This is a genomic window from Bernardetia sp. ABR2-2B, assembly GCF_037126435.1.
Taxonomy (GTDB): Bacteria; Bacteroidota; Bacteroidia; order Cytophagales; family Bernardetiaceae; genus Bernardetia.
This window is the reverse complement of the sequence record NZ_CP147020.1, coordinates 3,536,062-3,549,235: the sequence shown is the minus strand read 5'-3', so window position 1 is coordinate 3,549,235 and position 13,174 is coordinate 3,536,062. Positions and strand designations below refer to the sequence as shown.

Sequence of the window (13,174 nt, the reverse complement as noted above, 5' to 3'; positions counted from 1 at the left end):
AGCGTTTTAGAATTGCAAATTTCTTTAAAAATCGCTAATTAGCATAACTAATTCCTTCTAAAATAGAATAAATAAGAGTTTGTACTAATTCCTTGTTCTATTTTAGAAAAAAAAATCTATCCAAAATCCATCTCTTTATTGTTTTTTATGAAGTTAAAACACATTTTCTACTGTGCAGTTCTGCCTTTTGCCTTATTACAATTGAGTGGAACAAACGAATATGATTATCAGAAGCTAGGTTATACACAAAAAGGAAAAGCCTCTTACTACGGAACAAAATTTCATGGCAGACCCACAGCAAGTGGCGAAAAATACAATATGTATGATGCTACGGCTGCCCACAAAAAAATATTATTCAATAGTTTGGTAGAAGTTACCAATAAAAATAACGGTAAAACAGCCATTGTACGAGTAAATGACCGAGGTCCTTTCAAACCAGGGCGAATTATTGACCTTTCTTATGCAACAGCAAAAAAACTAGACATGGTTCGTGATGGAGTTGTAAACATAGAAATTCGCCTTTTACGTGCAGGTGCAGATGGAACAACTCTTTCTCCAAAAGGTTCTGAAAGTAAAACAAAAAGAAGAAAACCACGCAGAAAAGTAAATATCAAAAAAGCACAAAAGAAAAATAAATATTTACCTCGTATTTATAGTATTTGGGGAACTCAAAAATACCCAGAAGCTTTTGGTGTGCAGATTGGAAGCTACAAAGACTTGAAAAATGCTGTCCAAAAAGGAAAAGATTCTATGGCAGCAGGATTTGATGAAGTGTATATCCGTGTTACTTGGACGGCTGACCGTTCGCAACGTCTTTTTAGAGTTTCGGTAGGTGACATGAATGCTACACAAGCTAGAGATTTTGCAAAAAAATTAGATAAAAAAGGTTTTAGAGGTTGTTTTCCAAAGGCGCATTTTAATGATTAAAAAACAATTATTGCTAAAGACTAAATTCAAATCTACATTTTTGCTATTATGGCTAATTTGTTTGTTTTCTTGTAATACAAGAGTAGAAAATGGTGGAAATACAGAAAAAAAATCTATAAAACCTAATGCAGTTATTGATACTGTTGTAGTTGATGATACTACGATTAGTGAAGAAATAAATCCATTTCGTTATGAAAAACTGAAAGAATACGGAGATTCTATCAATTCATATTTCCAAACATTTGGTTGGGGGAAAAAAGATTACAAATTTGATGTTAAGTATGATACGATAATCAATGAAAATAATATTGAATATGCTTACAGAAAGCTTGTTCCTTTTAGTGTGTATGTTTTTGATACAGAAGAAGAAGCGACAGATTATTTTAACGAATTAATGACGATAGAGTTTGTTAGCGATTTTGGTATAAATAAGAAACCGAATTATATTTTTGTTGATGCTAACAGAGTAGTTTGGTTAAAGATGGAACACGCTTATGTACATAGGTCAAAAAAAATTATAAATATTTTCAGTAACGTTTTTGGGTTTCCTATCATTGATTCTAATTACTATAAGGCTAAAGGATTTAAACGTTGTATAGGAGAAGAATGTAATAGCTCTGATATGAATTTGAAAAAAATATATGGAATTTGGTATGCTAATAAGTCTAATCAAATTGATACAAGTGGATACTCAAAATATCAAATAGATACTTTACTCATACAGTTTACAAAGGATTCTGTTAAAATAAATAATGAGAGTTATTTGTATAATATTTCTTCGGCTAGAGCATTCCCAAATGCAAAACATTATTGGGAATACAACTTCGTTTCTACATTCAATAACAGTCAGCCAGAAAGTTTGACCCCACAATTTTATAGAGAAATACAGGAATTACAGAAAATTAGAAGTACGATAAATACCTACTTTGTGAGATTTAGAAACACAAAAGAAACTGGTTATTTCACTATTGCAAAAACAAATAACAACGAAATATATATTACCTTATATCGTCGCTTTTATATTTTACATAGAAAATAACAGAGTTTGAGACATAAAAAAAAACGGCTTGTTTAACTACAAGCCGTTTTTTATTTGAACCCACAAATACTCTTATTTCAATTTATCCTTTTTATTTGGATTCGTATTTTTCGGAGTACCTTCTTTTTTAGCTTTGGCTTCTGCTTGTTGCTCTTGTGCTTGAGCCATTGCATCTTGCATACGTTGCATAAAAGAAGAACCTTTTTTACCACTTTTCTTTTTCTCTTCTCTACGAATCTCTAGTTTTGCTCTGATTTTTTCTTCATTAACGAAGAACTTACGAATAGTAAGCGTTTGAGCTAATGTAACTAAGTTTGAAGTTACGTAATAAAGTGTCAGACCAGCAGGGAAAGAGTTCAAGACAAACATAAACATAACTGGCATTCCGTACATCATCACTTTCGGATTGATAGGAGAATTTGCCATTGAAGTTTGTTGTGTACTTACACTTGTTACCAAAATCTGTGAAGCTGTCATCATCAGAGTAAATAAACTCACATGGTCTCCATAGAAAGGAATTGTAAACGGCAAGTTCAAGATAGAATCATACGTTGATAAATCACCTGCCCATAAAAATGCTTCATTACGAAGTTGAATCGCACTAGGGAAAAACGTAAAGAGCGCAAAAATAATTGGCATCTGCAACACCATCGGCAAACACCCACTCAACGGATTGACCCCAAACTCACTATTGAGTTTCATTGTTTCTTGTGATTGTTTGGCTTGGTCGTCTGGATATTTCTCTTTTATCTTATTGATTTCTGGCTGTAAAACTTTTGTTCTGGCTTGTGCTACATACGATTTGTAGGTAAGAGGAGCTAAAACCATCTTGATAAGAAACACCATAACGATAATCAGAACACCATAATTATCAATAAATTTTTCCAAAACATCAAATAATGGAATAATTATAAACAAACTGATTGGTTGCAAAATAGCCCAACCTAAATAGGTATTTTCTTGGAAGCCTTCTGTTACAGCTTTATTAATATCGTGCTTATTAGGACCAAAGTAAAAACGTGCATTTGCATCAGCAGCCAACGAAGAAACAGGAATAGAAGTTTCTACTTTTAGCGTTTTGATAGTAGAAGAGTCTGTTTCATTAACAGCAGCCGAGCCAATCGTTAGCTTTTCAAATTGTCTGTCAGTAATAAGAGCAGCATTGAAAAAGCGTTGTTTCATAGAAAACCAAGATACCGAGTTTTCTAAAACTTCTGTTTGTGCATCTGTACTTCCTTTGCTTAAATAATCAAAATCATCTTCAATTGTATAATAATTGATAGTTGTTTCTCTTCTATCTAATTCAATATTTTGGTCAGTACGTTTGATAGCATCCGTCCAAGAAAGTTGTAACGATTGTGTAGCAGCATCTGTTTTGATGGCATAAAACAATTCAAAACCATCTTTAGGCAATGTATAAGTAATTTCTAATGGTTTTCCATCTACTACACCAGCAAAAGTAACTTTATCTTTTGTAGCATTCTGAACTTGAAAACCTAACTTATCAATTCTGACACTCCCAGAAGAAGTAGGCATTGAAAGTTCGATTTGGCTATTTTGCTCATCTACCAAAATAAGTGGCTTACCATCAAAAGTTTGATAGTCTTTGAGTTCTACATTCAAAACTTCTGCACCCAAAGAAGATAAAGCAACTTTGATATTATCGTTTTCTAAAACGACTTCTTTTGCATCGGCAATCAAAGCTTTTGTAGCAGAATCTAATTCTACTTTTTGTTCTGTTTCAGAATTTTGTCCATTTTGTGTGGCAGCAATAGCTTCTTGTGCTATTCTGATGCTGTCTTGTATTTGTGCTGTTCTTTGTTCTTGTGCTTGTTGCTCTTCCTTACTAGGGCTAAAAAAGAACATGTATGCAATAAGCAAAGCTGACATCAAGACGAGTCCGATGGTTTGATTTTTATCCATTTATACTAAAGTAAATTAATTTTCGATTTTCTTATGAAGAATAGAGTTTTGATAAAACAAACTCTTATCCTTTGTGAAGAATAACTCGGAAAACTGTCAAGTCGTCCGAAAAATTCTTTTTATTTTTATTATTCGACTACTTCCTCCAAACGCTTTTGAAGAGCAGCTTTTATAAATCCTACAAAAAGAGGATGAGGACTAAGTGCCGTACTTTTTAGCTCTGGGTGAAATTGAACTCCTACAAAATAAGGGTGTTCTGCTTGTTTCATTTCTACAATTTCCACTAGATTCGATTCTGGGTTTATTCCTGTTGGAAGAAGTCCTGCCTTTTCGTAATCCTTCAAAAACTTGTTGTTAAATTCATAACGGTGGCGATGACGTTCATGAATCAAGTCTTTTCCATCATAAATCTGTGAAGCCAATGATTTCTTTTTAAGCTGACACGGATAAGCTCCCAAACGCATTGTTCCACCTTTTGTCGTAATGTCTTTTTGTTCTTTCATCAAATCAATGACAGGAAACTCTGTATCAGGATTCATTTCTGCCGAATGTGCGCTTTCTAACTTTAAGACATTTCTAGCAAATTCTACGACAGCGACTTGCATTCCCAAACAAATTCCAAAAAATGGAATTTTATTTTCTCTTGCATATTTTACTGCCAAAACCTTCCCTTCAATTCCTCTATCTCCAAAACCTGGGGCAACCAAAACACCGTCCATGTTTTCTAAATATTTCTTTACATCTTCATCAGAATCCAAATCTTCAGAAGAAACCCATTTGAGTTTTACTGTTGTTTCTGTTTCTGCTCCTGCATGGATAAATGATTCTACGATAGATTTGTAAGCATCAGGTAATTCTACATATTTTCCAACTAATGCAATCTTTACTTCATCAGTCGGATTTTTTAGCTTTCCTAAAAAGTGTTTCCACTCGTCTAGGTTGGGCGTACTGTCTGTTGGTAAACCTAATTTTTCTAGAACAATATCATCTAAATGTTCTTTTCTCATCAAGAGAGGAACATCATAAATCGTATCTGCATCAATAGACTCAATGACGGATTTGATATTTACGTTACAAAACTGCGAGATTTTTCTACGAATATCATCAGGTAGAGAATGCTCAGTACGACACACCAAAACATCTGGCTGCACGCCTTGCTCTGAAAGCATTTTGACAGAATGCTGTGTAGGTTTAGTTTTGAGTTCTTTTGCAGCACTCAAATAAGGCACTAAAGTAAGATGAATAACGAGTGAGTTTTGCTCTCCTAATTCCCAACGAGCCTGACGAACAGCTTCTACAAAAGGTAGCGATTCGATATCACCCACACAACCCCCAATTTCAGTAATTATAATATCATACTTTCCAGTTTCTCCCAAAAAGTAAAAATTACGTTTTATTTCGTCAGTAATATGAGGAATTACTTGAACCGTTTTTCCTAAGAAATCGCCTTTTCTTTCTTTGTTTATGACCGTATTATAAATTCTTCCAGTTGTTACATTGTTGGCTTGTGAGGTAGAAACATTCAGAAAACGCTCATAATGTCCTAAATCTAAATCTGTTTCTGCGCCATCGTCAGTTACATAACATTCTCCGTGTTCATACGGATTGAGCGTACCAGGGTCAATGTTGAGATAAGGGTCAAATTTTTGGATAGTAACAGAGAACCCTCTTGATTGCAAAAGTTTGGCAAGAGAAGCCGAAACGATTCCCTTTCCCAATGAGGAAGCTACACCACCTGTAACAAAAATATATTTTGTCTTTTGTGAAGTTGTAGAAGTATTTTTTGAGTTTTCTTTAGTGGATTTTTTGGTCGTACTCATAGCAATTTACAAACGTGTGTTTTTTTTGATGCCACAAAATTACGAAAAAAACGATTAATTCAATTATAAATTAACTTTTAGTTTGTAATCCGTATTCCGACTGTTTGTATTCCTTCTAAAGAATCTTTACGCATCATTTGTTCTAGCTCTATTTTATAAATACCTTTTTCAGAAAAATCAAAGCTTTCTTCTAACTGAAACTCTCTATTATAAACTGTTCCAAACCCTTCTCCTAGTGGCTTTCCTGTTGTGCAGTCGAAGAGCGTATCTAATTTCATTTTTTGAGTAAGAAGTTTTCCTGTTGGAGAAAAAACTTTGTAGCGAACATAAGAATTACAATAATCGTAATCCATTGTATAGCGCAGATGATAAAAAACAGAATGATTTTGAGAGTCATCTATTTCTATTTCAAAAGACTGTAAATTAGCTTTTTGCCAAATTCCACTCTCTAGCTCTTTGTGATTTTCATATAAAGCATTACTTCCACAAGAAGTGAGAATAAAAAGTAAAATTAGAATAGAAGAAGTTAGTTTTTTTTGGAATTGCATAATGGAATCAATGACTTTTTTTTGAATAAACTAGAGTTTATGTTATTTACTGATATTACAAAATCAAAAAGTGAAACCCATAACTTTAGTTATGGGTAAAGGAAATATATTGTCTTCTGCTAACCTGTACCTATTTCCCCCACGATTAAAATCGTGGGTTTCGTTTTTTATAAGAGATTTTATCTTTGCGTAATATCAGCTACTTATTAAAAACGCAATTAGATATTACTTATTTCTTAGCTTTTTAATAAAAAATGTTATTTCAAAATATATTTTCTAATCATAAGCAGCAGCTATCCAAAGCTCAACTTTTTGTCCTACTATTACTCTAGAACCTGCTGATGGTTTTTGAGAAATGACTATTCCTATGTCTTTTCCTTCTACTTTTTTATAATGAACCTCTACATCTAATCCACTTCCCTCCATTACTAATTTAGCATCTTCTCCAGATTGTCCTATGAAGTTGTCTATCTTAAATCCATCATTACTTCTTCCTTCTGCAATAAAAAGCTTTACAGGAGTTCCTTGTGGAATGTAAACACCTTTCTCCAAATCTGCTTTTGTATATTTTTTATCTTTTACAGCAATTTCTAAAACTACATTTTTTGCACTATTCTTGACAAATTCCTTCTCTCCAATTTTTAGCTTTACATTTTCTAGTTGTGTAGTTGCGCTTGTATAAGGAAAATCTATAATTTGAGGAATACGTGTTTTGGGTGGTGTTTCTGAATTAATAGTCAGATAAATTTTTCTATTGATTTTGACAGTAGAGTTTTTTGCTGGGTTTTGTTGTAATACACTCAAAGGTGGATATTTTGGATTATAAGAGGTATCAGCAATCTCATAACGTAAATCACGTTTTTCTAAAAAAGATTGTACTTCTTCTATTTTCATTTTATTCAAATCAGGTACTGTAATCGTCGTATCATGATTTGTGGTGCTTGGCAAATAGATGTAAAAGAAAACATACAAAATAATAGCTCCCAAAATTCCCATTAAGCCCAAGTGAATAAGCAAAGTAGAGTAATGATTGCGAGTAAGATAATAATGCACCTTGTGCTTTATTTCTTTAAAATTTAGATTATCTATACGATTTTTGAAAGAATTTGTATCCATTTTTTAGCAGAACGTAGTTAGGTAAGCCACAAAAATACAATTTTCTATCTTATTCTTTAGCTTATTTTATGTTTTTGATGAAAAAATAAACCTTTACTTGTCCAAACTATTCTTTTTCCATTATTTTTTTCTTGATATTCTCTTGAAGAATTGTGCTGACTGTTTTATACTCCTCCATAATCACGTTCAACTTTGCTTCTATTCTATTGAAAACAAATTCCATCGTCGTTTTTATTAGACTTTCTGAGAGTTGAACAGAAAGAGCAGCTTCTTTCAATGTTTTGTTATCTAAACTATTTACAAATTCTTCTGTAATCTCGTCTAATCTATTTTGCGATAATATCTCAATTTGCTTTCTCATTTTCAGGAATGTTCTCATTTCTTGAAAAGAATCTTTTTTAGGGTCTTTCGAAACCCATTTATCATGTTCCTTGAACATTTTAAGAGTAAGTTCTTTACTTGCTACATCCATATACTCTCTAAGGTGTATCATTACGCCCATCAAGCCTTTATTATTCAAAAATTTTTCTACAGAATTTTGAACTTCCTTCTCTAAATAATCTGTAAAAACAGTATGAAATATATCTCTAGAACTCATATCTATTATTTGTTTTGTCGTCATTTCAAATAATGTTCTTAGCTCTGCATCTTGCTCTTCCTCAATATCTTCGTGTATAAGCTCGTACTCTGTTTTTTCTAATTCTTCAAAATATTCATTTAGAGCAATCCATTTTTCAAAATCTTTTTTATGTGTTTCCATCAAGCGCAATTCAATCTGTTTCAAATCTTGAAAGGCTTTATATTTTTCTTCAATAATTCTATCTCTAATTTGTTTTTTTGAGGTTTTCATATATTTCTAAGTTAAATTTTGACAGAAAAAAAACCATTTATTATAAAAATAAACGGCTTTTTTAAAACTTTAAAGTTATGTTTTTTAATTTCCTGCCTGTGCATTGTTTGGATTTTCAGTTACTTTTGGCTCTAAATAAACTTGTGAAAAATCTCGGTATTGCATTGGGTTGTTAGGGAAGTTTTTAACGTAAGGCTGTAACAAACGATAGCCTTCATCATACCACAAAACGATAATTGGAGCATCTCTCATTGCTATATTTTCAGCTTGAGCAAAAAACTTAATTGCTTCCTCCTCATTAGCTGCATTCATTGCTTTTTCATACAACTCATCAAATTCTGGGTTTTTATAACGAGATAAGTTTGGATAAGAAACCGTTCCGACTGTACTAGGAACATCTTGTCCATAAAACATACGAATAAATGCTTCTGGGCTAGGAAAATCTGCAATCCAAGAAAGTTTAATGAGTTGGAAGTTTCCTGTCATCATTTTATCAGTAGATTGTGCCATCGGAACAATATTAAGCTCTACATCAACCCCCAAAACATCCTTTAAATCTTTTTTGATTTCGACGGCTACATTCGTATTACGGTCGCCTTCTGCATTAAGCTCTAAAGTAATTTTAGGAAAATCCTTTGCATTTCTATATCCTGCTTTATTGAAATAATAACGAGCCGAATCTGGATTATAAGCATAACCATATACATCATCTGGATAACCTTTATCTTTGAAAGAAGGTGGCGTAATTCCGTGATGACCAGCTTCATAAGCTTCTCCACCTAATACGTATTCAAAAATTTCATCTTTATTGATAGCAAAAGAAAAAGCACGACGTACATCTGCATTTTTAAAGATTTCATCATCTGTCATAAACGTCAGAATCTGAGTTTGCATTTCTGGTTCGTGTTCTAATTCAAAAGGCAAAGAACCGTCAGCACGTTGATACTCATCTATAATATCAATAATATAATCTGTCGGAAGACGGTAAACCATATCTAGTTTGTTCTTACGAAACTCAAAAAGCTCTGTTTTTTTATCTTTAATAAAATAAACTTTTACAGCATCAAGATAAGGCAAACGATTTCCTGCTTCATCTATTCCGTGATAATTATCGTTTCTTTTTAAGATAACAGAAACATCTTCTTCTACATCTGCCAACACAAAAGCTCCTGTTCCGATAGCCTTTCCTCCCATATCTACGCCATATTTTTCATAAGCTTCTTTTGCAAAAATATAGGCTTCTGGACGGGCTAAATAATTGAGAAACAACGCATTTGGTTTTTCAAGTGTAATTTGGATTGTATGACTATCAATTACTTTTACCCCTTCTATTTCAGAAGCTGGTTTTGCTCCATTTGCAGTTGCGTTATAATAAGCTGTTGCTCCTTTTATCACTCCTCCAATAACGTGAAAACCTTGATTATCACGACTTTGTGTTGCTAGGCGAGTAAAACAGTATTTGACATCATCAGCCGTAAATTCTCTTCCTTTTCCACCTGCAAAAGCTGCATCATCGTGAAAATAAACTCCTTTTTTCAAACGAATGGTATAAACTAATCGGTCATCACTAAGCTCATAGCTTTCTGCAAGTCCGTTAGTTACTTTTAGTGTCTTTGGGTCTAATTTGAAAAGTCCTTCATAAACTTGTGAAGCAATTCTGTATGAATAAACATCAACAATATTTAGAGGAAATAATGTTCTGAAGTATTCTGTTTCATTTACATTAAACACTCCTCCATAAAAACGTCCTCCTTTTGCTTCTCTAACATTTCCAGCTTCTGAAGAACCAGAATCGTTACAAGAAGTAAGTGATATACAAGAAAAAAGAGCGAAAAGTAAGAGTAGAGAGTAAAGTTTAGTAGGTATTTGCTTCATACGAATGTGCCTTAAATAACATTGAAGATGAGAAAATCTGAATGATATATAATTAGATTTCAATTTTAGTAGAGTATAAGTTGAAGATTTTTAAGTAATTTAAGACTTAAATTTTCCTAAATTTATAAATTAAAAACTCCTATAACAAGAATAAGTAAAAACAATTTGTATAAATAATTTAGGAAATCAAAAACTTTGCTCATAAATTATGTAAATATAGTAATTTTTGTCTTGTATTGTCAAACTAATTTACGTAATGGTTATTCAAAATGTAATTGTATCTCAAAATTTATAGTGATAAAGAAAGTAAAACAGGACAATGGTCAGAATGAACTACTTCTGAAAGAATTTGACAATCCATCATATGTTCTGAAAAGGGCTGCGATATAAAATGATAATCTATTCGCCAACCTTTATTTTTTGCCCTACAATTGTTGCGATATGTCCACCACGAGTAATTGTGAGGTTCTTTATTGAAGCGTCTAAAAGCATCAATCATACCCTTTTTTTCATAATTATCTAACCATTCTCTTTCTTCTGGCAAAAACCCCGAAGATTTTTTATTTGATTTTGGATTATGAATATCAATCTCTTTATGAGCAATATTATAATCTCCACAAACGATAATATTTTCTTGTTGAGTTCTGACTTTTTTCAAATACTCATCAAATTCAGAGAGCCATTGATATTTGTACTCTTGACGTTGTGCTCCCGAAGAACCCGAAGGAATATAGACATTTATAACCGAAAAAGAAACTCCATTTACTTCAAAATTAGCTTTCAAAACTCTTCCCTCATCATCAGACTGTTGCATAGATGAGCCTTTTTCTATCGAAATTGGTTTTATTTTGGAAAGAATAGCTGTTCCACTATATCCTTTTTTTTGTGCCGAAAACCAATAAGAATGATAACCTAAAGATTCAAAAAGAGCCTTATCAACTAGTTTTTCTTCAATTTTGATTTCCTGCAAACACACAATATCAGCATCAATTTCTTTGAGCCACTGAGCAAAATCTTTCTTTAAAGCTGCTCTAATTCCATTTACATTATAAGTAATAATTTTCATCGTTTTATTTTTTGATTTATTGAAGTAGTTTATGTTTGATTCGATAACTCTTAATGAGCCTTTTCACTCTTCTTTTTTGTTGTAAACATAGATAGTAAACAAATTATTTAAACTTTCAAATTGAAAATAGCTTCATTTATAGTGCCTTCTTCTTTATTTCGTCGGATTAAATGAGCCATTCGTATAAAATCGGTACTAATTAGTCGTCGTAAATCAAACTTTGGTAAACTATTGGATATACATATGACGTAAGTTTGTTGTTATACTGTTTCTGTTCAGATATTTTTAAGTTATAGTTATCTCGAACTAAATTATCTGATATATTGAAGGTGTACTGACAATAATTTTCTCAAAACAGTTCACATAAGAGAAGTATGAAATATAGATTTTGATTATGAGTTTATATTAAATATAAGATTCTTATTTTGAATTTATAGATAAGCGAGATTTTTTTTGATTAACAATGTAGTGTCCGTATCTTTGTTAAAAACAGACACAAATTCAAGTTAAAATTACAACATCTTGTTTATTAGAGAGTTATAATAACAAAACTCCTAATCTAGCTATATTCGATTAGACTTACTATTTCGTATTTGTCCCTTACTGTTCATTTTTTATACATGAGAAAGACCACTTTTTTAATTATTTTGTTGTTTGGTATGTTTCCCCTACTATCAGCTCAACTTTCAGCTCAACACTCTGGAGGAGGACTAGATGAGTATGTACAGGCAGAAACATTTAGAGCAAAACGACAATATACTACGGCAATTTCAATGTATGATAAAGCCATAGCTAAAGACCCAAATAACTATAAATATTTTGTACAACAAGGTAAATGTTATTATTTGCTTAAAAGGGTAGATAATGCGATTGATTGCTTGGAAAAAGCAACTCAATTAAAACAAGACCATGTAGAATCTTATATTGCTCTTTCCAAACTATATGGTTATAAAGGAAATATTAGAAAAGTAATTACTTATTTAGGAAGAGCAGCACAGTTTGAGGACAATATGCAACGTCGTTTGTCGTATCGTTTACATATTTTGAAGCTTCTATATTCTCAAGAAAATCTTGTAGGTTTTCCTGTTCATTTACAAGATGCTCGTTCGATTGCCCCTCAAAATCCACACGTTTGGTATTTTTCGGCATGGTATCATAATCAAGAAAAAGAATATGCACAAGCTATTTCGGATGCAGAAGCAGGGTTAAAATTATTGACTGACTCTAAAGATACTCCTCGTTTTTACTTTCAATTGGGTTATGCACTACACGAAATAGGGGAATATGAAAAGGCAAAAGAAGCTCTTGCCAAAGCAAATGTAGGTTCTTTCAAAGAAAAAGTCTTTAAGATGATGCCAAATTATCAGTATAGATTAGCACAAGCCTATCATACTATTTTTGAATATCAAACAGCAAAAACATATATAAAACAAGCTCTAAGACAAGACCCAAGTTATACAAAAGCAAATGAACTAGGAGGACAACTAGCCGTAGAGGAAATTAATCATACAGCAGTTATAGAAAGGTTGAAAGTAGCTGTCGAACATGCAAAAGATTATGATACCAAAGCTCGTTCGTATTCAGAATTAGCTCTTTTACAATTTCAAAACGAAAATTATCAAGAGGCTATTCATTCTTCAGATTCTTGTCTAGCTATTCAGCCTTTGCGTTATGATGTTCGTTTTCTACGTGCAGTTTCACTTTTTCATTCAGGAAATACAAATGAAGCAATTACAGAAATGCGACAACTTTCTCATTTGAGTAATATTCCCCCAACTCTACAAGCTCAATTTACATTTGCAACAGGAGTGATGTATAGAAAAATAGGAAAAAATGATTTTGCTATTCAATATTTTAAGAATGTAAAGCACGGAGATTTTAGGTATGCAGCGCAAGAAGAAATCAAAAAAATAAATGCTGTTTAGTTGTTGAAAAATTTCATTTGTGAAATGTCAAAAATAGATAGTAATTTTACAAAAAAAAGGAATTTGAATGCTTCAAATTCCTTTT

General features: G+C 32.2%; 10 protein-coding genes. 3 read left to right on the top strand and 7 right to left on the bottom strand.

Going from position 1 to position 13,174, the window contains the following annotated elements:
• The first annotated feature begins 147 nt into the window (after positions 1-147).
• Both WAF17_RS14975 and WAF17_RS14970 read left to right on the top strand, forming a co-directional pair.
• Positions 148-927: a septal ring lytic transglycosylase RlpA family protein gene (locus WAF17_RS14975; RefSeq protein ID WP_338761178.1), complete on the top strand. Its 780-nt coding sequence runs from the start codon at positions 148-150 to the stop codon at positions 925-927.
• A gap of 40 nt (positions 928-967) precedes the next feature.
• Positions 968-1,966, top strand: coding sequence for a hypothetical protein (locus WAF17_RS14970; RefSeq protein ID WP_338761175.1), 999 nt, complete (start codon positions 968-970; stop codon positions 1,964-1,966).
• A 72-nt stretch (positions 1,967-2,038) separates the two neighbouring features.
• Here the strand turns inward: WAF17_RS14970 and yidC are convergent, their stop codons facing one another.
• From yidC to WAF17_RS14935, 7 genes are all read right to left on the bottom strand, one after another.
• Positions 2,039-3,889, bottom strand: coding sequence for a membrane protein insertase YidC (yidC, locus tag WAF17_RS14965; RefSeq protein WP_338761173.1), 1,851 nt, complete (start codon positions 3,887-3,889; stop codon positions 2,039-2,041).
• Between the two features lie 128 nt (positions 3,890-4,017).
• Positions 4,018-5,709 (bottom strand): CTP synthase, encoded by a 1,692-nt coding sequence (locus WAF17_RS14960; RefSeq protein ID WP_338761170.1) that lies wholly within the window; start codon positions 5,707-5,709, stop codon positions 4,018-4,020.
• 77 nt (positions 5,710-5,786) lie between these two features.
• The gene (locus WAF17_RS14955; RefSeq protein WP_338761167.1) at positions 5,787-6,257 is read right to left on the bottom strand and encodes a gliding motility lipoprotein GldH; all 471 of its coding nucleotides are present in this window, start codon (positions 6,255-6,257) and stop codon (positions 5,787-5,789) included.
• Positions 6,258-6,533: 276 nt separating this feature from the next.
• Positions 6,534-7,373: a PASTA domain-containing protein gene (locus tag WAF17_RS14950; RefSeq protein WP_338761164.1), complete on the bottom strand. Its 840-nt coding sequence runs from the start codon at positions 7,371-7,373 to the stop codon at positions 6,534-6,536.
• A 106-nt stretch (positions 7,374-7,479) separates the two neighbouring features.
• Entirely contained in the window at positions 7,480-8,223 is a 744-nt protein-coding gene (locus tag WAF17_RS14945) for a hypothetical protein (RefSeq protein WP_338761162.1), read from the bottom strand.
• An 84-nt stretch (positions 8,224-8,307) separates the two neighbouring features.
• On the bottom strand, positions 8,308-10,098 hold the full coding sequence (locus WAF17_RS14940; protein ID WP_338761159.1) for an ABC transporter substrate-binding protein: 1,791 nt from the start codon (positions 10,096-10,098) through the stop codon (positions 8,308-8,310).
• Between the two features lie 289 nt (positions 10,099-10,387).
• A complete protein-coding gene (locus WAF17_RS14935; RefSeq protein WP_338761156.1) occupies positions 10,388-11,164 on the bottom strand; it encodes an exodeoxyribonuclease III in 777 nt (258 codons plus the stop codon).
• A gap of 620 nt (positions 11,165-11,784) precedes the next feature.
• Between WAF17_RS14935 and WAF17_RS14930 the strand changes: the two genes are divergently transcribed.
• Positions 11,785-13,089 (top strand): tetratricopeptide repeat protein, encoded by a 1,305-nt coding sequence (locus WAF17_RS14930; RefSeq protein WP_338761153.1) that lies wholly within the window; start codon positions 11,785-11,787, stop codon positions 13,087-13,089.
• Positions 13,090-13,174: the final 85 nt, after the last annotated feature.

Coding starts and splice junctions, on each gene's coding strand:
- WAF17_RS14975 (WP_338761178.1), top strand. CDS start 148: ATGAAGTTAAAACACATTTTCTACTGTGCAGTTCTGCCTTTTGCCTTA.
- yidC (WP_338761173.1), bottom strand. CDS start 3,889: ATGGATAAAAATCAAACCATCGGACTCGTCTTGATGTCAGCTTTGCTT.
- WAF17_RS14960 (WP_338761170.1), bottom strand. CDS start 5,709: ATGAGTACGACCAAAAAATCCACTAAAGAAAACTCAAAAAATACTTCT.
- WAF17_RS14955 (WP_338761167.1), bottom strand. CDS start 6,257: ATGCAATTCCAAAAAAAACTAACTTCTTCTATTCTAATTTTACTTTTT.
- WAF17_RS14950 (WP_338761164.1), bottom strand. CDS start 7,373: ATGGATACAAATTCTTTCAAAAATCGTATAGATAATCTAAATTTTAAA.
- WAF17_RS14945 (WP_338761162.1), bottom strand. CDS start 8,223: ATGAAAACCTCAAAAAAACAAATTAGAGATAGAATTATTGAAGAAAAA.
- WAF17_RS14940 (WP_338761159.1), bottom strand. CDS start 10,098: ATGAAGCAAATACCTACTAAACTTTACTCTCTACTCTTACTTTTCGCT.
- WAF17_RS14935 (WP_338761156.1), bottom strand. CDS start 11,164: ATGAAAATTATTACTTATAATGTAAATGGAATTAGAGCAGCTTTAAAG.
- WAF17_RS14930 (WP_338761153.1), top strand. CDS start 11,785: ATGAGAAAGACCACTTTTTTAATTATTTTGTTGTTTGGTATGTTTCCC.